Genomic DNA, 25,705 nt, shown 5'->3' with positions numbered 1-25,705 from the left:
AACTCCGGTCTCAAGTATTACACCGAGGTTAAGTCCAACCCCTAGTAGTACTACAGCTGTCTGCAAGATATACTTAGAGGTAAACTTAATCCCTTTAGCGAATACTCCCTTTTCTGTCCAAAATACTGTTATTACCATACCGAACAGAATTGAAAAAACCGGTCCCCCAATAACCGGAATAAGCTTACCAATTAACCAGGCTGGTACTGCAATCACAAAGCATACAATCACCCCCGGCATTTTGGTTCTAAATGAATTCATATAACTCTCCTTGAAAGCTATTTGTAAACTAAAACTTAATAATAATATACCACAAATACACTTAGTGAGTATAATCTGTCCTCATATTATCTATCAATGTATTCTAGATAAATAAAAAGGTGCAAGGAAATGTCCCTGCACCGATAAAGCATAGTATATATTCCTATAGTGTTAGTGTAGGCGCTGCATAAGTTCTTCCAAGAAGTTCCTGGTTGAGCGCATATAGGCCTTTAGGATCTCTGCCGTATAGCTCAAACTTCTTAAGCAGATCATCAGCAGACTTCTCTTCTTCTCCCTGTTCTTTTACAAACCAGTCGAAGCACTGCATTGTACGATAGTCGTCAACATCGCTAGCAGCTTTATAAATCTTGTTGATTAGGCTAGTAACATATTGCTCATGCTTAAGACTATATCTAAGAGCATCCTCGATTTCCTTGCACTCCATGTCAGGCTTTGCAATCTCTGTGAAAGTAACCTTTTCTCCATTGTTGAAGAGGTACGTTCTCATGAGCATAGCATGATCTCTCTCCTCTTGTGCCTGGATATCGAAGTAATGAGCAAATCCATCAAGTCCAACTTCATTGTAGTAATTTGCAAAATCAAGATATAGATATCCTGAGTAAAACTCGCGATTCACCTGCTTATTAATTAGTTCTGCAACTTTTTTATCTAACATAATAACCCCTCCTAATAATTATATCTCTTAATTATTTATTCATTATACTCGTTATAGCATACTATTGCAATTCAATTGTGTATAACACATTTGCACATCTATTAAAATACTTTCGTAGTCCACTCTGTACAGTCCCACACTTCTGTAGCTACGTCTTCATAGAAGAATGGATCGTGACACACCATCAGGATACTGCCCTGGTATTCGTTAAGCGCTCGTTGTAACTCATCCTTAGCATCTACATCCAGATGATTCGTCGGCTCGTCGAGCACTAGCAAGTTAGAAGGCCTATTTAAAATTTTGCAAAGTCTAACCTTTGCCTGCTCTCCTCCTGACAGCACTTTAACCTTGCTCTCGATGTGCTTCGTCATCAGACCGCATTTTGCGAGAGCCGCACGCACTTCCGCTTGTGTATATGAAGGAAATTCTTTCCATATAGCCTCAATGCAGGTGTTGTCATTATCAGTTCCGTCTTCCTGCGCGAAATAGCCGATCTCAAGACCAAAACCCTTTTCTGAAGTTCCAGAAAGCGGATTGATAAGCCCGAGGAGACTCTTAAGGAGCGTCGTTTTACCAATACCATTCGCACCTGTGAGAACCACTCTGCTACCTCTTTCGAGAGTGATATTAAGCGGAGAGGATAAAGGCTCATCATATCCGATAACTAAATCTTTAGTCATGAATATAAACTTTCCTGGCGCCTTGAAATACTCAAAGTGAAACTCTGGCTTAGGCTTTTCGACAATTTTCTCAATAAGCTCCATTTTATCAAGCTTTTTCTTACGTGACATCGCCATATTTCTGGTGGCAACTCTGGCTTTATTTCTATTTACGAAATCCTGAAGTTCTGCAATCTCCTGCTGCTGCCTGTTATACGCAGCCTCTCTCTGAGCCTTATGCATCTCAAATACTTCAAGGAAATGATCGTAGTCGCCGACATATCTATTAAGCTGCTTTTCATACATGTGATAAATCGTATTGATAACGCTATTTAGGAATGGAATCTCGTGAGAGATTAGGATAAATGCATTCTCGTACTCCTGCAGGTATCTCGTCAGCCAAGAGATATGTTCTTCGTCGAGGTAGTTGGTCGGCTCATCAAGAAGTAAAATCTCTGGCTTTTCGAGCAAAAGTTTGCCAAGAAGAACCTTTGTACGCTGCCCGCCTGAAAGCTCTGACACATCGCGGTCTAGTCCGAGGTCAGTAAGTCCAAGTGCACACGCAACCTCACTCACCTTGGCATCAATCATATAGAAATCATGTGCGGTCAGCAGCTCCTGAAGTGTACCTGCTTCCTCCATATACGAATTCATAGTTTCTTCATCAACATCAGCCATCGCCATATACAGTTCGGTAATACGTGCTTCCATATCATATAGATAGTTAAAAGCACTAGCTAGAACATTTTCAATTGTCATACCTTTCTTGAGCACAGAATATTGATCAAGGTATCCAACACGTACATTCTTAGACCACTCAATCTTGCCTTCATCTGGCTGAAGACTGCCTGTGATTATATTCATAAAAGTAGACTTTCCCTCACCATTAGCGCCGATTAATCCGACATGCTCTCCTGGCAAAAGTCTAAATGAAACATCTTCGAGAATCGCTCTATCACCGAATCCATGTGAAACATTTGATACAGTTAAAATACTCATTAATTTCTCTCACTCCTGTATATGTAAATATATATTTATTATCAAAATTCATGTCTTTAGATTATACACTATCACTGCTCAATTGTAATACATTGAAACATATAAGTTTATGCAAAGTAATAAGGGTACACAAAAGTACCCTTACCAGAATATTGTGTTAGTTATATTACTTAGCGATATTACTTAGCGTATCGCCTATATCTGTGATTACTTTGAAGGTGATGGAGTTGGCTCACATACAGCTGTGTAGTATGCTTTGCGCGCCTTGAAAGTTTCATCCTTAAATAGATTCATGAGTCTGCCTTCGTTCTCAAAGATATCCTGACCATGTAAAGCTTTTCCAGATAGAATATCGTGAGCTTGATGCAGAGTTGTTGGATCGAACTTAAGTCTTAATGCTCCATCAACCATAACGAGCTCACCCTTAAGTCCACAAAGCTCGCACTCAGCTTCGTTAGTATCTGGATGAATATAGAAGTTGTTACCATGGCAGTGAGGACATGCACCCTTGTGTCCCTTGAAATAGTCAAGCTTATCGTTTTCTGGATCCATAATCATAAGATTTCTCTCTGCGATATCCTTTGCGGCTTCAACTAGATTCTTGCCGATTTCCTTCACGCGAGCAACTTTGTCATCCTGCATTAGAACATCCTTTGACCAAGAGAAGTAATCGTTATCTACAACCTTCCAGCCAGGGCTCATAGCGAGCATCGCGTGATCAGTCTCCGTACGCACGGCCCAGTCAGATCCGCCAATTCCGAGAAATGAAATCGCCCTCTGCTTGAAATACTTCATAGGTAGAAGCTCCTTACCCTGTTCCAGCATCTTTGCCTGACATCCGAGCATTAGACCAGTATCATGACCAGGTCCCATTCTATCCATTAGGTTATGAAACATTCCAGTACCGCCTGACTCAAAGATTGGGTCTACAACAAGGATTCCATCTGATTCAGTCATTTTTTCATACAGGGCTGTAAAATCGTCCTTTTGCGAACAGAACATACCCTTACCCATTACGAGAGCTCTAGAACAAGCGACACATCCAGTACATGGCTTAATGTTCCAGTCAAACAGATGGATAAACTCTATATCACAACCCATCTCCTTTGCCTGTTCAAGTGCAACGCGGCACATAGTGTCATTATTACCGTTCTTTGTTCCTAAAGAAATTCCTAAAATTTTCATACTCAATCCCCCAATATTTACCTTTAATGATCCATTAATAAGCACTTGTTAAAAACAAAACGCTGCTTACAACTAGATATTACAATAGGGGGATTCATTTGTATAATTGATATATACACATACGTATCATAACTGTTATGTTATGAACTGCTAGCCTATAAACCCATTACTTTTAGTCCATATCAGCTTCGATTTACGCTTAACTACATTAAACTCCCTTTTATATCTTTCAAGATTAAATTCATCTTGTGGTATGTTGTAAATAAGAACCTCTCTTTCCTTATACCTCTCCCATGCATCTGATGACATATAATAAACTTCCTCTATATCAGCTAACTTTTCTTCTCCCTTCTCATCTTCATACGAATACTCCCTATTTGGTCCTTTCCAAATTACTTGGTCGGAATAAATGCTATCGTTATTAGTTCTATGTGTACGATTCAAAACTAGAATTAGTGTTTTTCCGTCAGATGAGATAACACGATCAACGTCTCGATACTTTTCGTAGGTTTTCATACTATCTTTTACCCACTCTATTTTCGCCTCTTTGTATGGGACGTATATCCTATGGTTATCGTAGTAATCCCAAGCAAAGACCGCAACTATCGAAGTAAATATGACCGAAGTCAAGACTGTTAGCTGTATCTTTAAACTGATTCTCTTACGTATTTTATTAAGGGAATCATAGATACTTTTATTTTCATTTAGATTGACTGCACAGCTATGTATTTCGTCTCCTGATAGTTTTCTAAACTCATCATTACAGCTTTCACATTCTTCTATATGTTCATCAACCAGATTCTTACTGTCGTTAGACAGGATATCGTCGATATATAAAGGCAGTAAGTCTCTAATCACGTCGCAGCTTATCTTCATTTTAAAACCTCCAAACTATCCATTATCTTTAAACGACTTCTGTGGTAAGTAACGCGCGCCCATCCATCAGATTTATCAAACAGCGACCCTATGTCACTAAATGATAAGTCGGCGTAAACCCTAAGCATAAAAACTTCTTTATATGGTTCCTCTAAAGCATGGATTGCGGCTCTTAATTCCTCTGACTGTTCCTTGTCTAGGATAACGCTCTCAACACTTTCATCCACAAGGTTATCTGATTCATCGCATTTTAACTCGCAGAGGCGGTTATTCTTATTGAGATAAGAGAAATAAATATTTTTAGCAATTTGGCAAAGCCACACCCTGGCACTCGATTCTCCGCGGAATGAATCAAGTTTTTTGAGCGCCCTAAAGAACGTCTCCTGTGTAATCTCTTCGGCGAGCAAAGAGTCTTTACACATAGAGAAAATGTATCTATAAACCAATGTGAAATATTCACGATATAGTTGGTCTAAATCCATCATGCCCTCCTTTAGTATTTGCGTTTCTATATATATGACTCTGCTTTATCTAAAACGTTACAAAAACTCTCTTATATTATAAACATATTGAAAAAAAGAAAGTCCATGTGTATAACACCGACTTTCTTAAAATATGTAAAATAATTAATCAGTTTAGCTTTTATGATTTATCCTTTAAGCTCTTCAAGCAGCTGCATGACTGTTTTGTTAAGTGCAGGATGGCGGAGATAAGGTGAGATTTCTGCTAGAGGTTCTAGCACAAAGTCCCTCTTGTGCATCTCGATATGAGGAATTATGAGACTCTCATCCTCCACAATATAGTCATCATACATGATAATATCAAGATCTAGTGTCCTTGGACCCCAGCGCACCCTCCTTTCACGATGTGCCTCAAATTCAATTCGCTGTAGCTCGCCAAGGAGCTCCTTAGGAGATAATAGCGTATCAACTATTAGCGCTCCATTTAAGAAATCATCCTGCTCAACACCACCATAAGGCTCTGTTTTAATATATTCAGATACTTTGTTAACCTTGCACCCATCAATTTCTCCTATACTCTTAACTCCAAAGTCAAGGTATGCCTGTTTGTCACCCATATTTGATCCGATAGCTATATAAGCATTGTGCCAGAAGCGCTCAATCTTGACAGAAGCCTCTCTAAGAGGAAGTCCGATTGGTGCCCATGGCTTCTTTATCTCAACAGATACGCCCTTCACCATCTCATATTGAAGCAGCATTGCCTCAGCAATTTGCTCAGCAGCCGCCTCTAAAAGCTTTACAGTATGACTTTTGGTGAACTTTGTGATGAAAGATGCAACATCACCATAGTTAATCGAGTCCTCGAGCTCATCTGTCTTACCTGCGCGTCTAGTATCCGTATATAATTTTATCGTAAATACAAACTTCTGCCCTAAGGTATTCTCTTCTGGGAAAACCCCATGATTTGCAAAGACTTCAAGGTCAGTTATTTTAATCTCATCGTACATTTTTCGTCTCCTCGTGTACGTTCAAGTTATGTAAGTTATTAGCTAGTATGTAGCATTTCATGATTCTCTTAGATATGCTCTTTGAGAATTGCCTGCATGGTCTTCATCGCGCGATAATTCTCTTTTACATCGTGCACTCTGATTATTGATGCCCCTTGAGCGACTCCATAAGCTGTTGTTGCTATTGTTGCTTCAATCCTCTGGTCTACTGGTAAGTCTAGAATTAGACCTAAAGTAGACTTTCTAGAAGTTCCAAGTAGAACTGGCAGCTCTAGTTCCTTCATTTTATCTAAGTGATGCATGGCCATAAGATTGTGCTCTGGCTTCTTACCGAAGCCGAACCCAGGATCCATCACAATCTTGTCCATACTAACGCCGTGCGCCTTAGCAATATCGATGCATACACGCATATCATCAAGCCATTCTTTAACAAAATCAGTGTAGTCAGCATTGTTTCTATTATGCATGAGGCAAACTGGAACATCGTACTTTGCTGTTGCTTCTGCAACCTTTTCATCGTACTTGAAGCCCCATACATCATTGACCATATCTGCTCCACATTCAAGAGCCGCCTCAACGACGGAGCCCTTGTAGCTGTCGATAGAAACGGGAATATCGAAGCGCTCTTTTACCGCTCTAATTACAGGCACAATTCTCTCAATCTCTTCCTGCTCCGTAATCTGAATGTGTCCAGGTCTAGTTGACTCACCGCCGATATCAATAATTGCAGCACCCTCTTCAATCATCTCTTCAACGTGGCGCAGCGCGCTGTCCATGTCGTTCCATTTGCCTCCATCAGAAAAGGAATCGGGAGTGAAGTTAAGAATTCCCATGATGTAACAGTCGTTTTTTAGATCAAAGTTTTTATTACCAATTAGCATTTTATTTCTTTTTCCTTTCCACATAATTATCGTGGACTTAATTCTAATGAACCCCATTAATACTTGATGTTCATATTCTTCTTATTATCAGGCCACTTGCATGTATCACGTGCATCACAGCTTAAGCATAGACGTGACTCCTTATCCGCACGTTTTATGACATAGGATAGCCTGCCTTTAAAGCTACTAGTCTCATCAGATTCAGGATGTCCTCTATGGCCACGAATCGCAGTAATTATCGCTTCTCTCTCCTCTTCGCTATATGATGACTTCTTCAAAATTTCCTCTGCGATATTAGCGCCTGCTTCGTCATGAGGAATGACATCAGTATACTCTAGACTTCGTCCTATATCATGAAGCAGGGCTGCAGCATAGATGACATCCTTAGGTATACCTAAAGCCTCTTCAAGCGAAAATATATACGCTATGCGAGCGACATCCATCAGATGAACGTAATCATGCTTGCAGTAGACTCTATCCACTTCAGCAGACTCAATTTCTTCCATGCACTTAAGCCAGCGCTCACTATGGTATATCGCCTCAAGTCTACTCATACCCTCTTCAGAGTGCGGGACTGTATCGCTACTTGTAATCATACTTTTTACAGAATATGTCATCTACTCTACTACCTATGCTCTAACATTCTGAAAAATGTGTTCTGTAAGCATTCGTCATTCTCGAAGCTACCACGCGCCATAACCGTAACTGTCTTGGTGCCCGGTTTTTTGATACCGCGCATAGTCATGCACATGTGTTCAGCCTCGATTAATACCATCACGCCCTTAGGACTTAGCTCTTCCATAAAAGCATCCGCAATCTGAACTGTCATCCTCTCCTGAAGCTGTAATCTCTTGGCAAAAACCTCAACTGTCCTCGCCATCTTGCTGAGACCGATTACCTCGTCGTCAGGTATATATGCGATTGCAACACGGCCATAGAATGGCAGCATATGGTGCTCGCATAGCGAATAGAACTCGATGTCCTTCTCAAGAACTATGTCGTTGTTCTCAACATCAAAGCGCTTCGCCAGGTGTGTGCTTGCCGAGTCGGTATATCCACCAGCTAGTTCTTCATACATCTTTGCAACACGCTCAGGGGTTTCGAGCAATCCCTCTCTCTCTACATCCTCTCCGATTCCTTCGAGTATGAGCTTTACCCCTTCCATGATTTTTTCTCTATCCATGATTTGTACCCCTTCTTTCAACAATCCTTTTTACGTCCCCTAGGAACGATAGTGACCCACATACGAGAATCACATCGTCTTTATTAGCATATTCATACGCTTTCTCCATGCCCTGGCAAATACTATCCGCAGCCTCGACATGCTCCAAGTAAGCGAGAACTTTTTCTTTTAACTCTTGTGATGGCATAGCTCTATCGTTATTTGGAGTCTCAACCGTTATAACCTGCTTTGATAAAGGGACCAAGTGCAAGAGCATCTTATCGTACTCTTTATCCTTAAATACACCGATTACCAATATTACCTTTTTATCTCCAAAATACTGACGGATTGACGATTCAAGTACAATTGCCGCACCCTCGTTGTGAGCACCATCGATAATTACAGTCGGCGCCTTGGCGAGCTTCGTGAATCTGCCTACCCACCTTGCAGCTCTTAGACCCTTGTAAACAGCCCTATCAGGTATGCTGTAGCCCTTGTCTCTAAGTGCTTCTACCGTCAGTACAGCCAACGAGGCATTGCTAAACTGATGAGTTCCTGCAAGCGATATGGTTATGTCATCCCATGAGCCATAGTTAAAACGCTGCTCTCCGATTCCATATGATAACGGCTCAATAACAGCTTCATCTACCACTCTGAAATCACATCCGAGCTCATCGCACTTTGAAGCTAGTACTTCTTCAGCATCCTCATGCTGCTTAGCACTTACCACTATGGTATCAGGCTTGATTATGCCAGCTTTCTCACCGGCAATCTCCTTTATAGTTTCTCCTAGAAAAGCCATATGGTCCTTCGAAATAGGCGTTATAACCTCAACCAGAGTTGTACTTACGACATTCGTCGCATCTTCTCTCCCGCCCAGACCGGTCTCTAGTACTACGAAGTCGCATCCTCTGCTCTTGAAATACGCAATAGCTAGCGCCGTTTCTACTTCAAATTGCGTCGGTGATTTTAGCCCACCCGCTTCCATTCCACTAATCGCTTCAGCGATCACTGTCGTATGATGTGCAAGCTCATCATCTGCGATATGAACGCCATTTACCTGAAACTGTTCTCCGTATTCAAAAAGCCACGGAGAGAAATAGCACCCCGTGGTATATCCTGCCTGAATTAAGATACTAGATAGATACGAGAGAATTGATCCTTTGCCATTGGTGCCAGCGACATGAATAAATTTTAACTCGTCTTGTGGATCACCCAGTCTGTGGAGTAGCTCTCGCATACTGTCCAGGCCAAGTACACTTCCGTATCTGGATAGTTCGTCCAGATATACTCTTGACTCCTTGTAATTCATTTATTGCTCCTAAATCGTTCTAAACACGTATATATTTTAATTCAGCAAGAGTTTAGTATCAAGAGATATTTCAACAATGAAAAAGCCCCATTATATTTGGGGCTCATAAGTACTGCTATATTTCAAATGTTTATCCCTTATCTCAATAATAAAAACCAACTCTATTGCACAATCTTATAATACGTACGTGATGTAAACTTAAAAATAATAAAGTAGACTACAAAGAACACTGCAATTACTATACCAAAGAATTTACCATATTGTATAAAACTGTTAACACCAAACAATCCCAGTAATTGATAAACTATCTTCGATGCAATTGTACTATGAATAACTGCGACGATGAGCGGGGCAAAAAACATCCATACTATTTGCGATGAACTTGTTTTCTTAATTAGTTCATCGGACAAACCGATTTTTTTCATTATCTGATATTTTTCCCTATCTTCGTAACCCTCACTAATTTGTTTATAGTATATAACTAGAATAGTTCCAGTTAAGAAAACTAACCCTATTATGATACCAAGGAAAAGGAATCCCCCATCCATTTCATATATTTTATCTAAATATTCCGATTTAGATAAAACAAAATAATCTTTTCCTTCCTTAAGCTTACTTAATTCATCTTTATATACTTTTTTCGAAAGTCCTGAAACATTCCAATTAACATTACAGTTAATGATTGAGTTTTCGCTTTTTTGCGTGTTTACATTTGTTGTTTTCAATGAACTGCTTATATATTTCATAGTGGAGAAATCCCTTACTATAATAACATATACTTCAGCTGCATAATTTGAAGGAGCTATATTAGGAATTTCTTTGACTTTAAATGTGCGATCTCCTATTTTAAGATTCTTCATACCAAGAAGTTGTTTCTGATTGGCGCAAATAAGTATTTCATCATCATTTAGTCCAATATTATTGTGAGTTTGGGCATTATACCCATCCAAGTCATTTACAAAAACGTATTTTGGCTTAATATTCTTATAAGGAGTATATTCTACAAAGGAATTTCCTTTTTTAACAATTGCTGTTGTCATATTGTAGGATATATATTCATCTTTAATTTGTTTTTCATGTTCTACAGTTTTATTAACTTCCTCTTTAAGCGACTTTGCAACTTCTTTATAATTGTTCTCATCTACAGACACTTTACTATTAATCTGATAATCTCTTGGAAGAATATTTTGTGCTGTAGACTGTATGTTTGAGTATATTGTTGCAGTAACTGATAAGGTAATAATAATACCGACACTCATAATTGATATGCTGGCAAGAGACACCGCATTACTCTTCATACGATATATAAGACCACTGATACCCAAGAATTTTGTAGGTTTAAAGTAGCTCTTTCTCTTTTTCTGCCTCTTCAAAACAATGATCGAGAACGATACATAAAGTAGGTAAGTTGCAATCATAACCAGGATAGCGGCGATAAAAAAGTTAAATAATGAAGACAATGAACCCTTTGTTGTCAATGCAATATAATAACCTGCTGATAATGTTATTAGTCCTATAACCGAAATTATCCATCTGGATTTAGGCTCACCCTCTCCACTGTGTTGCTTACTAAGCAATTGAATTGGTGTTGACAGATAAATTCTATAACTGCTACGAAGCACAGTAATCATATATAGCACGGCTATTATTGCCAAGCTTAAAAGCATTGCAATACTACTAAAGGGAAAGTCCATGAGTCTGCCTGAAACATCATGCATTAGACGGTTAAGCCCTAAAAAAGTGAGCTGTCCAAAAATATACCCACCAACAATACCAACAAATGCTATCATAGAAAACAATACAAAAAACTCGATGCTGATTATTTTACGAATATGTTTCTTTTCTAAACCGAGTATTGCGTATAAAGCAAACTCTTTATTTCTTTTTTTTAGCAAAAAGTTTGTCGTATATGTTACGAATATAAAAGTAAATATACCTACTACTATTGCTCCCATTGCTATAACGGTAGGAAGAGAATCATGTCTCGTCCGAACATAATTATTATTGATTAAACTCGCCATTATATTAAATAGAATCAACATAATACCTGCTGACAAAACAAATGGAACTTCCAACAATCTATTTGCCTTCAAATTTTGAAAAGCAAACTTTCCAGCCATTGAAAATGTCATTATTTATCACCTCTATTCAACATAAATTGAGCTTGATTAATACGCTCCATGAATTCTTCTTGCCTCTCATTTTCCCCACGGTATATTTCGTGATAAACGACTCCGTCTTTAATAAACAACACTCTGTTTGCATATGATGCCGCCCTTAAAGAGTGTGTAACCATAATGATTGTCTGCCCATTCTGATTAATAGTGCGGAACATCTTTAGTAACGTTTCAGAAGACTGTGAATCAAGCGCACCTGTAGGTTCATCCGCAAGAAGCAGAGATGGCTCGGTAATTATAGCCCTTGCAACAGCTACTCTTTGCTTCTGCCCACCTGATACTTCATACGGGTATTTTTCCAACAAATCCTCTATACCAAGCGGCTCCTTTAAATTACTTAACCTTGACCTCATTATAGCCTCTTTTTCATCTGAAAGAACAAGTGGTAGGTATATATTGTCACGGTTGTTAAATTGATCAAGCAGGTTAAAATCCTGAAAAACGAAACCAAGCTCTTTTCTACGGAATTCCGAAACTTCGTTGTCCTTTAACGAGTTTGTGTCTTGGTCATTTAGAACAACCGTACCAGAAGTAGCTTTGTCGAGTGTAGCTATTATGTTTAATAAAGTTGTCTTTCCGGCACCTGATTCGCCCATTATTGAAATAAATTCACCTTTCTCTACGGAAAAATTAACACCCTTTAGGGCTTCTGTCGTAATCTTTCTAGTTTGATATAATCGCTTTACATTTTTTAATTCTAAGATTGCCATATCTTCATCACTCCTTTTCTTTATGTCATAATTTTACTAATACACATATATTCCTGCATTTATTTAATATGACAATCTCTATTCCTAAACTTACAGTTCTGAAAGATTGAAAGGAAATTGTACTATAAATTTGCTTCCAACGTTTATCGTCGATTCAACTTTTACTTTAACATTTATCAAATCTGCAATAGATTTAACAAGATACAATCCAAGACCACTTGATTTCTCGTTTATTCTTCCATTGAAGCCTGAATAACCTCTGTCAAAAATCTTTCCTAAATCTTCTGACCGAATCCCAATACCTGTATCTTGAATGCTCATAGTATTGGTCTTTTCCTCATATGAGATTTTAATAGTACCAGATTCCGTATATTTAATTGCATTAGAAAGAATCTGTTCAATAAGAACTGACAACCATTTCGCATCGGATATAACTTCTACGTATATTGGTTCATATTCCAAAGAAATTCCTTTTTCTATAAACATCATGGAATACTTCTTGAGCAAGTTCTTTATGATTTTATCAAGATTAATGAACGTTATATCCATATCCGCCTGTCTATCAATTAGCTTTAAATAATTGATTGCCATATTAGTATATTCTTCAATATAAAACATTTGCGCTTTAAGCTTCTTGTTATATAACGAGCTATCCTTTTGCAAAATTAGGTTTGCCACCGTAATAGGAGTCTTAATTTGATGCACCCACAAGAGGAAATACTCCTCAAGATTTCTTCTGTCATTCAAGGCTTGACTTTGCAATTGTTTATTTTCTAATTTTAATTGTTCTGCTATTTCTCTATATCCCTCTTTTTTATAATAATTGAACCACTGAATGAATAGATATAAGAATACGCCAAATGAAATCCCTTCTATACCTAACACTAGATACTCTTTTTCTAAATTAGCAAATAAAAAAATAGCGCTGAACACTATTATCGAATATATTGCGGAAATAATTACTTTATATTCACTTTTAATATAATTTATAAACTTATTCATATGAACCTCACTGTAGATAATAACCAATACCCTTCTTTGTTTGAATAAATTCATCTAACCCTACGCCAGCCAGTTTCTTTCTAAGCCTTGTCATATTAACAGCTAACGTATTATCATCTATAAAATCATCCCCTTGCCAACAATGGTTTATAATATCCTCTCTCTTGGCAATTTGTCCTTTCATATTAAATAAAATATCAAGTATCAATAGCTCTGTTCTTGTCAGTGAAAGAGAAAATTCTTCTCCCTCAAGTTTTGCTGAAGACAAATTTAATGTCAATTCCCCATATGCAAGCTTGTCACTATCTAAAGTATAGTCATATGTCCTTCTCAAAATCGCCTGTATCTTGGCTATAGTTACTGTTATATCAATAGGCTTTGTAATATAATCATCTGCTCCAAATTGTATTGCTTGCACCATATCCATAGATTCAGAATGTGATGAAATGAAAACTATAGGAACATTTGACTTTTGACGAATCCTTTGCGTCCAATAGAATCCATTGTAATATGGTAAACTAATATCCATAAGGACAAGATTGGGTTCAAATTTTTCAAAAGTCTCATATACAGTGCTAAAGTCTTCGATGCTTTTCGTTTGATATCCCCATTGATTAAGTTCATCACTAAGAATAGAATCTATCGATTTATCGTCCTCAATAATTAAAATTTTTAGCATTCTTATCTCCTAAAACTTCTGACTTTTAACAATCATAATTTTTAATAACAACTATTCCATACACTACAATTTATCATAAAAAAGGTTATAAATCTGTACAAAAAATAGTCCTATCAACGCAATTATTAGAAGGACTATTCCATTCGATATTACCAATCATTACAAAAGTCAAATCTATTTAAGCGCATCGACTGGACACACCTTTACACATTCCATGCAAAGTATGCATTCTGTACCATTTCCCCTACTTCTTGCATTATCTGTCATATCGACATCCATCGGGCACACCTTTTTACATTTACCACAAGAAATGCACTTATCAGTATCACATTTGATACGTACCAGTGAATAGTAGCTCATCGGTTTCATAAATACTGTAATCGGACAGACATATTTACAGAATGCACGATTATCCTTAAAAGCAAATGCCATCACTATTCCAACAGCATAATATATGATGTTACCAACTATGAATGCACAGAACATTATTCGCTCAATATTCCCAACTTTTGCTAAGAAAAGAGCCGCAACAAATATGAATGCAATAACAAAAGCTATATACCTTATCCAGCCCATCTTCTTACGAGGGGATTGTGCTACCTTGTACGGTAAAAAGTCTAGCACCATTGCCGTCCAACACGCGTATCCACACCAACCTCTACCAAATATTATCGGACCAAATATCTTTGCAACAGCATAGTGAATAGTAGCTGCCTCAAATGCTCCGGTAAACAAGTAGTACCAGAAGCCCTCTATTTGCATGTTCTCGTTACTTATAATGCCTAGATAAATTAGCATATAGAGTCCGATAAGAAGCTGCACAATTCGTCTAGCATGCTCGTACTTGCAGATAAACAGCAGTTGCCCTATACAAATTGATAGACCTATATAGCTGAAGTTGAAGAGATAGAACAGATTATCTTTACTAAGCCATAGCGTTATCGCTACAGCTTCAAATATTGCTAGCAACATAACTGGCATCCAGTATTTTTTCATCTATATCCCCTTTTATTACCTATATTCATTCCCTAAATTGTAAATTAAATTAAGAACAGTGGAGGTAGATAGCTATGATAACCCTTTTATTACCTATATTCATTCCCTAAATTGTAAAGCCAGCTTCACACTATTATAAATTTATTAACTATAAGCCAAATAGTAGATGTCCATACGATACTAGGAGTGCTACCATTAATAATGAATAAAACGCTACAAATACCCACTTAATCTCTACACAGAGCGCGATAAACTCTCTGATAAAAGCAGACGGGATGTAGTATCTTGCGGTTTGACATCCAAGCCCATCTCCATCCATGCCAATCTTCTTGGCATATGCACCTGTACGATATACATGATAATTATTCGTAACGAATAGGAACTTCGGTTTTTCCACAATGCTTTCTCCATATTCTTTTGAAAAAATCAAGTTTTCATATGTGGTGGTCGATTTATCCTCCAGAATAATTTTATCACTCGGAACATCTGTCTCCTTAAGAATATAATTGGCCATAGCTTGTGCTTCAGAAATTTCCTCATCTAAACCTTGTCCGCCACTTACTATAATCTTAATATTTGGATTTTTTAACTTCTTAAATGCTTCTACCGCCTTATCGATACGCAATTTCAATAAAGGAGTGACATATTTTCCCTCTTTTAATCCAGCACCATGAATAATTATAAAGTCATAATGCTTTTGCTTGGGAATTGCCAGATAAAGGATTGAATATAATAAAAATCCCATAAACGCACAACCGAACAGCAAGTACGAGTAAATAATAAATATGAAAGAAATGTTTACCAAAATACTTTCATAAAAAAGTTTGCTATTGGCCGTAAATCTTACATACATAAGCATGATAAACATAATTATCATAATACCCATGACAAGAGATAGTACGTTTGTCTTAGATAATCCCTCTCTCCTAAGTAAAATGAACCCATTATAAACTAGGAACACAGCACTTAGCAGTATTACAAGAATTATCATGATAATCGTTATGCCTCCGAATATGTAACTAGCCGAACTTAGCCCTAGATCATATAAAATCTTCGCAATTGAAATATAGCTAAATATTAAGCTAGAAATTAAAAGTGCAGGATTCCACAAACTCCTACGATCCCTAAGAAGCGAAAATACAAATGCGGATATAGATATTATAGTTAATACGTACATCAATCCCAAATCTCCCTTATTATCGAAATTATTTCTTTCCAAATATTTTCGATAGTATCCCTTTCTTCTTCTCTGGTTTTGTAACACTATCTTTCGGTATTTCGTGATTAGACTTCTGATACACGACATTTTCAGCTATTTCCTCATCGCTCATGCCTGTCGCTTCTCTAACCTGAGCAAGCGCTACCTCACGGTAAATAAGTGCTCCACGAGGATCACAGAAGCGTATATCCGAATAGCAAGTCGAATTATTTAAGTCAAATGGCTGAACTTCCATTACTTCGGTTGCCTCGATAAGACCACTATCTGAATTTGCCGCATCTTGCAAAGCAAACTGGAATACTCCGAGGTTATCCGCCCCAAACGATTCTACAAGAATATTGCGAACAGCTTCATCACTATCAATATCTTGCAAAAGGTCCTTAACGTGTTCAGGATCTATAAATATACCTGCAGAGTAGTTCTCCTCTATCAAATCATTATTAGGTGCTGGAATCCATGATGGAAGTACCTCAGACCAAGGTGTACGGTATCTATCCATCTCAGGATATCTTTCTATGACAAACGAAAAAGCCGCTCCACGTACATACTGATAATCACGGAAGAAGCCCCCGATTATAGGTAGACCGTACAAAAGACCTTTTTCCGATGGTTCTCTTTCATCAAATGTTGCAAAGTATTTCATATGTTCAAAATACTTCTCATGAAAGAACTCCTCACCTTGCGCTTCTACAAACCTATTAATAACGCTCTCGTCTCCATCTCTAAGAGCCTTTAGTGGTGTAAAGTACCACTCCTCCATCTGCGATCTGCTTATTGGATGATAGCTAATGTCAAAACCCATATATTTCCTCCTTATATACCTTTATATAGCTTTGCTAATTAATTAAAATTGTACCGATATTTCCATGCAAATCGGCGGTTCCACTTCATGCTGATTCTTTGGATAATCTGAATAATTAACCATCGGATACTGATTCAGATAGTTCCTTAGAGCCTTTCGAATCACTTGCATGTTCTCAATAGCACCTGTCTCATCACCCCATTTGAAGCAGCAATCAAGCATAACTCCGTTATACCGCAAACCGTCAATCTTTTCTTGTGCTGATACTTTTATATTGCTTGAGTACTCATAATCTTCTTTAGGAAAATTAAACGCTACATTGGCAACCATATCGTTATATAATGTGTCAGTTAGCTTGCCACTTTGACTCGCATTGATTTTCTTTGACAAGTAAAATGGCATATCTGGATAATCATTCAAGTATACTTCGACTTCACCCTCATGTGAGATATCATCAAACGATCTCCAACTATACTTGTCAGCTCTTTTGAAAGTATACGTTCCATTGCCATACTTAGTATCCAGATATGAAGTAATTTTAGTCTTGCTAAGCTTATCCCATTTTACAGGCTTTTTCTGATATCGATCATTTTTTAACCGTAGTGGAGTCTCTTGAAAATAAGTCATCACATATTCATCTTTCACAACGGCTCCATAATTGTCATGCATGTATGCGCACATGGCCTCTAGTTTAGTGCACAGTGCTGCAACTTCATCATCACTTTTTACATTGAAACTAATTTTAATTATTCCACCTGAAAAACACAACTTTTTTCGCTCTTCTGCACTGAAGAACTTCGGAACTACGATTCTACCAACCTGTTTCATACGATCATCAGTATGCGTGTATGCAGGAACAGGAATTACACCGCCATGACCGATTTTCTGTTTAATTGTATATTTGATATCCGGATAATCCTTAGGTGTAATACGCCATGTTTTCTTATCAAGCTGCTTAACTTCAACTTTGCCTTGACCATAACGCTTTTCAACCATCTCTCTTACACTCTCAGTGGTTAAGGGGTCTCCGTCAGGCAGAATACAGCCGGAGCAAAATACCGTTATAAGTACTAACATTAATGCCAGTATATTTATTTTTTTCATATGTTGCTCTCCTTAACGAGTGTATCTGTTCATTTTCACAAAGCTATCTGATAATAGTGATTAAAAACTACATACATGCAGTTATTTTTATTAGTAATAGTGTAGATATTATCACTATATATAAACAATATTTCACTTATAAATCTATAGTTATATCCATACGAATCGGCGGATTTATCTTGTGCTTATTTTTCGGGTAATCTGTGTAATTTATCATAGGATACTGATTTATGTGATTTCTCAAAGCCTTGCGAATAGCTTGCATATCAGAAATAACCCCTGATTCTTCATTCCATTTAAAATAGCGTCTAATTAAGAATCCGCTTAAACGCTCTCCTTCAACTGTATCTTCAGCTGTAATATCCAAATAACTGGATTCATCATAGTCATCTTTTGGGAAATTAAATGCAACATTTGAAATCATATCGTAATACAAAGTATCCGTAAGTTTACCCCTTTGCCTTGCAGCGGTTTTCTTTGCCAGATAAAACGGCATATCCGGATAATCATTCAAATAAATCTCTACTTCACCATCGTGAGAGATTTCATTATCCGATTTTTTAAAAGTATATGTTCCTCTTCCGTACTTCGCATCTAAATATGAAATAATTTTAGACTTGCTAATTTTATCCCATTTAGCTGGTTCTTTTTGATATCTATCAGTTTCGACGTGATGAAGAGCCTCTTGATCTTGAAAAGATATTTTTACGCTTTTACCTTTCACAACTAGATTGTAGTTTTTGTGCATATACTCACACATCGACTCTAGCTTAGTACATAGTTTTGCAACTTCTTCATCATTTTTTACATTCCATTTAACTTTAATAATTCCATCTGCAAAGCTTAACTTCTTTCGTTCCTCTTCATTAAAAAATTTAGGAACTACAATTTTCCCAACCTGTTTCATACTGTCGTCAGTTTTCTTATATGAGGGCACCGGTACTACACTACCAATACCTATTTTCTGTTTAATAGTATACTTTATATCGGGATAATCAGTTGGCGAAATCTGCCATATCTTCTTATTAAGCTGTTTGACTTCAACTTTACCTTGACCATAACGCTCTTCAACCATCTCCGTTACTCTCTCAGTGGTTAATGACTCTCCGTCAGGCAGGACACAACCAGAGCATAATACCATGATTAATACTATCATTAATATTAAACTGTTTATTTTGTTCATATCCTGTTCTCCTCCGCAAAACTTTCTTATATAGATAGTTTAACTGTATATAAACCACCTCTGCACCTGATTGATAGGATTTTTATTGTTTTCATTATAAATTAAAATATTGTGACTCCCAATACTTCTTTTCTTACAGTAAATAAAAATGCATTGAGAAAACCAAGTGAGGAACTGGACAATTCCGAGCTCCTCGCTATTCATGTCGCAAGCATTAATAATGTACAATTAATTGTATATTACTTCATTTTCTTCCGCATCATAGCAACTGCACATGGAATCCTGCCATAAGCAAGTTCTATATTTACTTCGCTATAACCAGCATCTTGAAAGAACTCCAGATAGCTATCCACGTTGAATTGACGCTTAAAATCAGCTCCTGCTTTACCAACTGCATTAGCAAATGATTTTTCTTTATTGCTCTTATCACGATTCATATACGTTGGGATTATCAGCATTCCATCAGGCTTGCATACACGATTCAGCTCAGCAAGTGCCTTTAGCGGTTCATCAAGAAGATGTATTACGTTTCCGGCAACAACCTTATCAAAGCTATTATCTGGATATTCGAGTGCCATGATATCTGCGAGTTCAAAAGTGATGTTATCATATGCTGAACAATTTTTCTCGGCATGTTTTATCATCTTTGGTGCAAAATCAGTTGCAACAAGCATGTCGCATCTTTCGGCTATAACAGCACTGAGCATACCGGTACCAGCCGCACACTCGAGTACTTTGTCATGTGGCTCTATGTATTTACCGACAATCCCCTTAAGTTCATTGTGCGTCCTTCTATTGATAACTTTGACAAATATATCATAGACGCCTGCTACATTATCCCAAAACATATTTACAGTTCCTTCATTAATTCATAAGAGCTCGCAAATCTCCTTCAGACGAGACTCATTTTATAGCAATTTTAAATTATGACAATCTACCGTTATCCATTTCATAAACTCTATCGGCAAGCGACAGTGTCGACTTCCTGTGTGATACGAGCACCATCGTCTTTCCTGACTTTTCTTTTTTTAACGACTTTAGAATGATTCCCTCGTTCAATATATCTAGATTGCTAGTCGGTTCGTCTAGCAGCAACAGATCAGCATCGTGGAGAAATGCTCTAGCGAGTCCAACTCTCTGCTTCTCTCCATCAGAAAGCGTGTCACCGAGTTCACCTACATTAGTTTCGTAAGCATAAGGTAGTCGCATTATGAAATCGTGAATACTCGCCTTTTTTGCAGCTTCCTCGATTTCAGTTATATCTGCATCCTCTCTTGCAATCCTGATATTATTCGCAATGGTATCACGGAAAAGAATCGTATCTTGTGTTACATACGAGGACATATTCCTTAGATCTACTGTGTTGATATCCTTGATATTTTTTTCAGATATGCGTATCTCACCCTTTCTAACATCCCAGAATCTCATTAGTAACTTAAGAAGTGTTGATTTCCCGGAGCCACTAGCACCGTGTATTCCGAGCATCCTTCCCTTCTTAACATCCACAGAAACATTCTTCAAAATAACTTCATCTATGTACGAGAATGTTATATCGTCAACTTTAGCTCCTGTAAATACAGTCTGTTCCTTTCCGCTTACTTCTTCGACTTCTGGTACTTCTTCGAGTAGAGATAGTACTCTCTCTCCGCAGGCAAGTGTTTGATTCAAGCTGTTAGAAAGCGATGATAGTGCAACAACTGGTCCAAAGGAACTCATCATGGCAAGAGTCGCAATGAGCATCTCAGAGAATGTGACAGCGCTCTCTACATAGAGGTATATCATTGTAAATAGCATTCCCCAGGAGAACAGCTGAATCACTATATTGGTAACTGCACGCTGTGAACCCTCGTATGAACTGAGATTCTTCTGATCCTCGGCAAGTGAGCGAGAGTTATCATTCATTTTCCGAAGCTGTTCATCTCCCTGACCATACTGAAGAATTTCATCAACACCATACATACTATCTAGTACGAAGTTGTTTAGTTCGCCGACACCATTACGGAACTTCATGCCCACGCCGGCACTCCTTTTACCATTCCATACAGGAATTACAACTCCAACTACAATGTATCCTGCAAGCGCTATGAGCCCAGCGGCAGCACTCTGATATCCTATAAACACGACCATAATTAGCGATGTTATGAAAGCAATTACAATCGGAGATATAGTGTGAGCAAAGAATACCTCCAATAACTCGATATCACCTGTGATAATAGCGATAAGGTCTCCCTTGTTCTTCCCCTCTAGTTTTGCCGGACACAATTTTCTAAGGCATTCGAACACTTTGTGACGTATGATAGCTAGAATTCTAAACGCTATATAGTGATTACAATATTGTTCTCCGTAGTGAAGCACACCTCTTGCTACAGCAAGGATGACTAAAATTGTAAAAATATGGCTCCAAGTCATTGAATCATCCAGCGCAATGCCACCAAACATGACATCCCCACCGAAGGCAGATAGTCCTTTTATCACACCGATTCCTCCCATAATCGTGAGGAATATTGCACAGAGGAAGCCAACTACACCGAGGATGATACCTGTAAGCATAATGCCTGTAAGCGGCTTTACTAAAACGATAAGTCTACGCATTATCTCTATATCAGATCTACGCTTATCCTTGTTCATGCTGATACAACCTCCCTTCCTTTAGAATAATTCTCAAGTTCTGATTGTTCAGAGAATAGGTTTTCATAGGTTCCTTTGTTAACCATGAGCTCCTCATGCCTTCCATTTTCAATGATTTCTCCGCCTCGTAGCATGTATATTGCATCGCTATTTACAACATTCGCAAGTCTATGGGATATTAAAATAACCGTCTTTCCCTTTGCAATTTGCTGGATGGCTGCCATTATGACTTCTTCGCTCTCAGCATCGATGTTGGAGGTTGCCTCGTCAAATATGTAAACCGGTGTATCGTGAAGCAGTGCTCTTGCGAGGGCGAGTCGCTGCTTCTGACCTCCGGAGAAGTTCGAAGCATTAGATTCAACCCTAGTATCTAGTCCGTTTTGAGCCTCGAGAAACGCCTTTAGGTTTACCTTGTCTAAAACTTCTAGAAGATCTGCTTCGTTTGCCTTAGGGTTTCCCATTAGGAGATTATCACGGACCGTACCCTTGAAAATCCAGCTACTATGACCAATCATGGTAAAGTTCTCCATAATTGATTTACTGGATATTTCCTTATGCTCGATACCGTTAACCTTTATACTTCCCTTATAGTTGTGGTTCTTACCAAGCAAGATGTCTGCAATCGTTGATTTTCCGGAGCCTGAAACACCTACGATAGATACGAGTGAACCTGAGTCGATGTCCATGCTCACCTCATGTAAGATTTCCCTGTTCTCATCATAAGAAAATGAAACTGTATCAAGTTTAATGTCTATTTTATTTCCAGTAATTTTCATATCGCCACGCTTCTGCTCTGGAAGGTCAAGAAAAGTAAAGATTCTGTCACTTGCCTTCATACCGTTCATTCCGATATGGAAAAAGCTACCAAGAAGGCGCATAGGAAGAAAGAACTCTGCAGCCAGGAATATGCACATTAAAACTCCCGAAACATTAATGTTACGGTCAGAAAATTCGATTAATGCACTGATGATTCCTGCAGCCGCACCACCATAGGCGATGATATCCATGATAGATGTGCTGTTAAGCTGCATCATCAGAACCTTCATCGTTATCTTGCGAAACTGCTCTGATTCACTATCTATTTGGTCAACCGCTCTCTGGTCAGCCCTGTAAATTTTCAGAGTTGTCATACCCTGCAATTTCTCAAGGAAGCTATCACCAAGTCCGTAATATATATCGAAGTAATTACCGAGAATTTTCTTAGCAACCATCATAACAAGCATAATTACTATCGGGATAAGTGGGACAGCCACGAGTAAAACGATTGCTGTTTTTAAACTAATCCTCGAAATAACGAAGAACAATGTCAATGGAGCAAGAAGTGCATAGAAAAACTGGCTCAGATACCTACCGAAATAAGTCTCTAGCTGCTCCACGCCTTCACCTGTCATCTGTACGATTTCAGAAGTCCTGATCTGTTCGCGATATGATGGGCCTAACCATAACACCTTCTTATATATCTGATCTCTAAGCACTCTCTTTACATCCGCACTTGCCAAATAACACGCACGAGAATATAGTCGATCACAGGTAAATCTAATGATAAGTCCAACTGCAACTGTTCCGATAGTCGTGATAATATCGCTGTTCGTAATGTTATTTTGCAATGCAGTATCAATCAGTTGAGTTACCTGCCATACTATTACAATCTGAGCAAGCAGTGAAAGCCACTGCCATACAATCTGGTAGAATATGTACTTTCCAGACCCTTTCAAGAGCCTTATAAGTCTCATCTTAATCACGTTTCTTTCTCCTCTTCTCAATTACTCCAGCAAGTGCATGCCTTAAGCACAGCACAGGATGATGTATGATAATCCGTGATCCACTGTACTCTACTTGTAAGTTGTCAAAAATAACTTGCGATCCTCATATTCACCGAGGAATACCTCTCTGTGCGACTTAATACCGCGTTTGTTCAATTCCTGAATTAGCCATCCTTCATCCTTACCGATAACTTTCAAAATATCAGGTTGCAACTGTCCATCTGTTATCAACGGGAACTTCGGGTTTTCCTCTCCATCGTTGACTATTATGAGCTCTCCATCTTGCTCAATAACAGCTCTTTTTACTTTATTTGTAGAATAAATTTTGTTTGTTCTGAGCTTAAAAGCTACGTCGTGTGCACTTAGACCAACTCGTCTACAGTTACTAATATTAATTTTTCCGTCTTCAATAATGATAAGAGCCTTTCCATCGAGAATTTGCTTAGCCTTAACATTATGCTTTTTAATCCACCTTAATACCAATACAAGCACGCACCAGATGCACAAAATACCAACAAACTGAGGTATTTTAATATTCTCATTATAGATTACACCTCCGATAATTCCGCCGAGTACATAGTTTTGAACCTAATCACTCGCCGAAGAAGGTGATAGATTCCCTTTGCCAGTGATGTTGATAATAACAATCATCACTATAAATCCTATTAACAATTTAAATCCTACTAATACAAAGGTATTCATAATAGCTCCCTTTCGAATTATAGAATTTTTTACTTTGATTATATCTTTTTAATTATATACCGACATTTCCTCTATTACTATTATCTAATAATAGTTTATGTTATTATTTATGTCATACGATTGGAGGGACAAATTTGAGCACTAACAGATTCATTATAAAAAGATTACTATTTTTATTACTGCCATTTATGCTGTTATTCGTATACGATGTCTTTGCAGATATAATAGTAAATATAATGCAGAAAGCTTTCACAGTTTTATCTGTTACCGATAATTTTGTGAATTCTAGTACAAGCTTCATGGATGCATCCATTGCATTTATACTGTCAATTATCTTCTATATATTCTATCGCATTATTTTCACTAAAAAGAAACCCGAAGTAATAATCTCTAAACCGCAGGGTGCGATATACTCAATTATAATTGGATTAGGCGCAGGAGGAATCTCAAGCATTTGGTTAAATGGGATCTACTATCTTGCAGATTATTCTCCATTCCTCGCCAAACAAATCAAAGGATTCGATACACTGTATGACGATATGGAGAAAGGAGCATATATATGGCTGTTCCTTGCTATTGTTGTCATTGGTCCGATAATCGAAGAAATTCTCTTCCGAGGAATTATCTTCAGTAGCTTTGAGAACGTAACGGGAATATCATGGTTGCCAGTCATCATTACAGGAGTTATGTTCGGGGTGTGGCATGGCAGCTTCATTCAGGGTGTATATACCGCAATTGTTGGTATTATCTTGACTTACTACATGAAAAAGTGTAGATCACTAGTATACGTTGCAATCGCACATGGTGTTAATAATTTGAGCGGAACCTTACCACCATCATTAGATACAGATTTCAATAACATGCTTCTAAATGTTATGGCGTACGTATGTATACTTCCGATGCTCGTCATCTTATATCACCTACACCGCAAGAGTAAAAATAGAGTTCAGTTAACTACAACAATATAGAGTAGAGCATTTACATAAACATATTCAATAGGGTAGAGCGAGGGCGTTAGCCCTCAACCCTCCCGTTGCACCGTACGTACGGGTCTCGTATACGGCGCTACATCAACATAGAATCAAGCGTTAATTCAGATAATACGCCAAAGGGTCGACCAATCCCGGTCGGCTCTTTGTCTTTTTGCCAAGTATCGTTGGATTGAGCAGGAAATTAATATCCCGAATAGTAGCCATTCGGTACCATCCCTGCCTTGCGTTTGCCACGCTTAACAATCTTTTCTCCTCAAGGCCACATTCCT

Annotated in this window: 25 protein-coding genes and 1 pseudogene; 1 reads left to right on the top strand and 25 read right to left on the bottom strand. The window is 38.0% G+C overall.

Translation table 11 applies throughout. From position 1 onward, the window contains the following. The 25 genes and pseudogenes from AXF17_RS09525 to AXF17_RS09750 all read right to left on the bottom strand — a co-directional run. Positions 1–261, bottom strand: a 261-nt coding sequence (locus AXF17_RS09525; RefSeq protein ID WP_237049011.1) for a putative sulfate exporter family transporter, incomplete at its 3' end; no start/stop codon positions are given. A gap of 163 nt (positions 262–424) precedes the next feature. After that, positions 425–937, bottom strand: coding sequence for a ferritin (locus AXF17_RS05755; RefSeq protein ID WP_094234199.1), 513 nt, complete (start codon positions 935–937; stop codon positions 425–427). Positions 938–1,038: 101 nt separating this feature from the next. Then, complete coding sequence (locus AXF17_RS05750; protein WP_094234198.1) at positions 1,039–2,595, bottom strand: ABC-F family ATP-binding cassette domain-containing protein; 1,557 nt, start codon at positions 2,593–2,595, stop codon at positions 1,039–1,041. A 207-nt stretch (positions 2,596–2,802) separates the two neighbouring features. Then, positions 2,803–3,780 carry a flavodoxin family protein gene (locus AXF17_RS05745; RefSeq protein WP_094234197.1) on the bottom strand — a complete coding sequence of 326 codons (978 nt, stop codon included), beginning with the start codon at positions 3,778–3,780 and terminating at the stop codon, positions 2,803–2,805. 150 nt (positions 3,781–3,930) lie between these two features. Next, positions 3,931–4,656: a zf-HC2 domain-containing protein gene (locus AXF17_RS05740; RefSeq protein ID WP_094234196.1), complete on the bottom strand. Its 726-nt coding sequence runs from the start codon at positions 4,654–4,656 to the stop codon at positions 3,931–3,933. Further along, positions 4,653–5,141: an RNA polymerase sigma factor gene (locus tag AXF17_RS05735; RefSeq protein WP_094234195.1), complete on the bottom strand. Its 489-nt coding sequence runs from the start codon at positions 5,139–5,141 to the stop codon at positions 4,653–4,655. The genes AXF17_RS05740 and AXF17_RS05735 overlap by 4 nt, the downstream gene beginning before the upstream one ends. Before the next feature lie 164 nt (positions 5,142–5,305). Beyond that, the gene (folK, locus tag AXF17_RS05730) at positions 5,306–6,124 is read right to left on the bottom strand and encodes a 2-amino-4-hydroxy-6-hydroxymethyldihydropteridine diphosphokinase (RefSeq protein WP_094234194.1); all 819 of its coding nucleotides are present in this window, start codon (positions 6,122–6,124) and stop codon (positions 5,306–5,308) included. Positions 6,125–6,192: 68 nt separating this feature from the next. Then, the gene (folP, locus tag AXF17_RS05725) at positions 6,193–7,005 is read right to left on the bottom strand and encodes a dihydropteroate synthase (protein ID WP_094234747.1); all 813 of its coding nucleotides are present in this window, start codon (positions 7,003–7,005) and stop codon (positions 6,193–6,195) included. A 56-nt stretch (positions 7,006–7,061) separates the two neighbouring features. After that, positions 7,062–7,559, bottom strand: coding sequence for an HD domain-containing protein (locus AXF17_RS05720; RefSeq protein ID WP_094234746.1), 498 nt, complete (start codon positions 7,557–7,559; stop codon positions 7,062–7,064). 71 nt (positions 7,560–7,630) lie between these two features. Beyond that, a complete protein-coding gene (gene folE, locus AXF17_RS05715) occupies positions 7,631–8,188 on the bottom strand; it encodes a GTP cyclohydrolase I FolE (protein ID WP_094234193.1) in 558 nt (185 codons plus the stop codon). After that, complete coding sequence (locus tag AXF17_RS05710; RefSeq protein ID WP_094234192.1) at positions 8,181–9,479, bottom strand: bifunctional folylpolyglutamate synthase/dihydrofolate synthase; 1,299 nt, start codon at positions 9,477–9,479, stop codon at positions 8,181–8,183. Before AXF17_RS05710 ends, folE begins: the two co-directional genes overlap by 8 nt. Before the next feature lie 161 nt (positions 9,480–9,640). Next, entirely contained in the window at positions 9,641–11,611 is a 1,971-nt protein-coding gene (locus AXF17_RS05705; protein WP_094234191.1) for an FtsX-like permease family protein, read from the bottom strand. Further along, positions 11,611–12,366: an ABC transporter ATP-binding protein gene (locus tag AXF17_RS05700; RefSeq protein ID WP_094234190.1), complete on the bottom strand. Its 756-nt coding sequence runs from the start codon at positions 12,364–12,366 to the stop codon at positions 11,611–11,613. The genes AXF17_RS05705 and AXF17_RS05700 overlap by 1 nt, the downstream gene beginning before the upstream one ends. A 90-nt stretch (positions 12,367–12,456) precedes the next feature. Then, positions 12,457–13,368, bottom strand: a complete 912-nt coding sequence (locus AXF17_RS05695) for a sensor histidine kinase (RefSeq protein ID WP_094234745.1) — start codon at positions 13,366–13,368, stop codon at positions 12,457–12,459. Between the two features lie 7 nt (positions 13,369–13,375). After that, positions 13,376–14,047: a response regulator transcription factor gene (locus tag AXF17_RS05690; RefSeq protein WP_094234189.1), complete on the bottom strand. Its 672-nt coding sequence runs from the start codon at positions 14,045–14,047 to the stop codon at positions 13,376–13,378. A gap of 174 nt (positions 14,048–14,221) precedes the next feature. Next, positions 14,222–15,043: a 4Fe-4S binding protein gene (locus AXF17_RS05685; RefSeq protein WP_094234188.1), complete on the bottom strand. Its 822-nt coding sequence runs from the start codon at positions 15,041–15,043 to the stop codon at positions 14,222–14,224. A gap of 148 nt (positions 15,044–15,191) precedes the next feature. Further along, positions 15,192–16,034: a YdcF family protein gene (locus AXF17_RS05680; protein ID WP_237049010.1), complete on the bottom strand. Its 843-nt coding sequence runs from the start codon at positions 16,032–16,034 to the stop codon at positions 15,192–15,194. Between the two features lie 214 nt (positions 16,035–16,248). Continuing rightward, the gene (locus tag AXF17_RS05675; protein ID WP_094234186.1) at positions 16,249–17,064 is read right to left on the bottom strand and encodes a hypothetical protein; all 816 of its coding nucleotides are present in this window, start codon (positions 17,062–17,064) and stop codon (positions 16,249–16,251) included. A gap of 42 nt (positions 17,065–17,106) precedes the next feature. After that, positions 17,107–18,168: a hypothetical protein gene (locus tag AXF17_RS05670; protein WP_094234185.1), complete on the bottom strand. Its 1,062-nt coding sequence runs from the start codon at positions 18,166–18,168 to the stop codon at positions 17,107–17,109. A gap of 136 nt (positions 18,169–18,304) precedes the next feature. After that, on the bottom strand, positions 18,305–19,351 hold the full coding sequence (locus AXF17_RS05665) for a hypothetical protein (RefSeq protein WP_094234184.1): 1,047 nt from the start codon (positions 19,349–19,351) through the stop codon (positions 18,305–18,307). A gap of 239 nt (positions 19,352–19,590) precedes the next feature. Continuing rightward, a complete protein-coding gene (locus AXF17_RS05660) occupies positions 19,591–20,220 on the bottom strand; it encodes a class I SAM-dependent methyltransferase (protein WP_330398557.1) in 630 nt (209 codons plus the stop codon). Positions 20,221–20,275: 55 nt separating this feature from the next. Continuing rightward, a complete protein-coding gene (locus AXF17_RS05655; protein ID WP_094234182.1) occupies positions 20,276–21,979 on the bottom strand; it encodes an amino acid ABC transporter ATP-binding/permease protein in 1,704 nt (567 codons plus the stop codon). Further along, positions 21,976–23,712 carry an ABC transporter ATP-binding protein/permease gene (locus tag AXF17_RS05650; protein WP_330398556.1) on the bottom strand — a complete coding sequence of 579 codons (1,737 nt, stop codon included), beginning with the start codon at positions 23,710–23,712 and terminating at the stop codon, positions 21,976–21,978. The genes AXF17_RS05655 and AXF17_RS05650 overlap by 4 nt, the downstream gene beginning before the upstream one ends. 99 nt (positions 23,713–23,811) lie before the next feature. Beyond that, on the bottom strand, positions 23,812–24,234 hold the full coding sequence (locus tag AXF17_RS05645; protein ID WP_330398555.1) for a DUF421 domain-containing protein: 423 nt from the start codon (positions 24,232–24,234) through the stop codon (positions 23,812–23,814). Next, positions 24,220–24,444 (bottom strand): annotated as a pseudogene (locus tag AXF17_RS09750) (hypothetical protein); the annotation flags it as partial. The gene AXF17_RS05645 and the pseudogene AXF17_RS09750, both read right to left, overlap by 15 nt. A gap of 134 nt (positions 24,445–24,578) precedes the next feature. On the opposite strand from AXF17_RS09750, the gene AXF17_RS05640 reads away from it, so the two are divergent. Next, positions 24,579–25,412, top strand: a complete 834-nt coding sequence (locus AXF17_RS05640) for a CPBP family intramembrane glutamic endopeptidase (RefSeq protein ID WP_237049009.1) — start codon at positions 24,579–24,581, stop codon at positions 25,410–25,412. The last annotated feature ends 293 nt before the right edge of the window (positions 25,413–25,705 follow it).

The sequence above is a fragment of the Mogibacterium pumilum genome, from assembly GCF_002243385.1.
In the GTDB taxonomy this organism is placed as follows: domain Bacteria; phylum Bacillota; class Clostridia; order Peptostreptococcales; family Anaerovoracaceae; genus Mogibacterium; species Mogibacterium pumilum.
Note: the sequence above shows the minus strand (reverse complement) of the source record. Positions and strands in the feature narration are given on the sequence as shown.

Bases quoted from the DNA above. Each gene is read 5' to 3' on its own strand.
- AXF17_RS05755 (WP_094234199.1), bottom strand. From the start codon at position 937: ATGTTAGATAAAAAAGTTGCAGAACTAATTAATAAGCAGGTGAATCGC.
- AXF17_RS05750 (WP_094234198.1), bottom strand. From the start codon at position 2,595: ATGAGTATTTTAACTGTATCAAATGTTTCACATGGATTCGGTGATAGA.
- AXF17_RS05745 (WP_094234197.1), bottom strand. From the start codon at position 3,780: ATGAAAATTTTAGGAATTTCTTTAGGAACAAAGAACGGTAATAATGAC.
- AXF17_RS05740 (WP_094234196.1), bottom strand. From the start codon at position 4,656: ATGAAGATAAGCTGCGACGTGATTAGAGACTTACTGCCTTTATATATC.
- AXF17_RS05735 (WP_094234195.1), bottom strand. From the start codon at position 5,141: ATGATGGATTTAGACCAACTATATCGTGAATATTTCACATTGGTTTAT.
- folK (WP_094234194.1), bottom strand. From the start codon at position 6,124: ATGTACGATGAGATTAAAATAACTGACCTTGAAGTCTTTGCAAATCAT.
- folP (WP_094234747.1), bottom strand. From the start codon at position 7,005: ATGCTAATTGGTAATAAAAACTTTGATCTAAAAAACGACTGTTACATC.
- AXF17_RS05720 (WP_094234746.1), bottom strand. From the start codon at position 7,559: ATGAGTAGACTTGAGGCGATATACCATAGTGAGCGCTGGCTTAAGTGC.
- folE (WP_094234193.1), bottom strand. From the start codon at position 8,188: ATGGATAGAGAAAAAATCATGGAAGGGGTAAAGCTCATACTCGAAGGA.
- AXF17_RS05710 (WP_094234192.1), bottom strand. From the start codon at position 9,479: ATGAATTACAAGGAGTCAAGAGTATATCTGGACGAACTATCCAGATAC.
- AXF17_RS05705 (WP_094234191.1), bottom strand. From the start codon at position 11,611: ATGACATTTTCAATGGCTGGAAAGTTTGCTTTTCAAAATTTGAAGGCA.
- AXF17_RS05700 (WP_094234190.1), bottom strand. From the start codon at position 12,366: ATGGCAATCTTAGAATTAAAAAATGTAAAGCGATTATATCAAACTAGA.
- AXF17_RS05695 (WP_094234745.1), bottom strand. From the start codon at position 13,368: ATGAATAAGTTTATAAATTATATTAAAAGTGAATATAAAGTAATTATT.
- AXF17_RS05690 (WP_094234189.1), bottom strand. From the start codon at position 14,047: ATGCTAAAAATTTTAATTATTGAGGACGATAAATCGATAGATTCTATT.
- AXF17_RS05685 (WP_094234188.1), bottom strand. From the start codon at position 15,043: ATGAAAAAATACTGGATGCCAGTTATGTTGCTAGCAATATTTGAAGCT.
- AXF17_RS05680 (WP_237049010.1), bottom strand. From the start codon at position 16,034: ATGATAATTCTTGTAATACTGCTAAGTGCTGTGTTCCTAGTTTATAAT.
- AXF17_RS05675 (WP_094234186.1), bottom strand. From the start codon at position 17,064: ATGGGTTTTGACATTAGCTATCATCCAATAAGCAGATCGCAGATGGAG.
- AXF17_RS05670 (WP_094234185.1), bottom strand. From the start codon at position 18,168: ATGAAAAAAATAAATATACTGGCATTAATGTTAGTACTTATAACGGTA.
- AXF17_RS05665 (WP_094234184.1), bottom strand. From the start codon at position 19,351: ATGAACAAAATAAACAGTTTAATATTAATGATAGTATTAATCATGGTA.
- AXF17_RS05655 (WP_094234182.1), bottom strand. From the start codon at position 21,979: ATGAACAAGGATAAGCGTAGATCTGATATAGAGATAATGCGTAGACTT.
- AXF17_RS05650 (WP_330398556.1), bottom strand. From the start codon at position 23,712: ATGAGACTTATAAGGCTCTTGAAAGGGTCTGGAAAGTACATATTCTAC.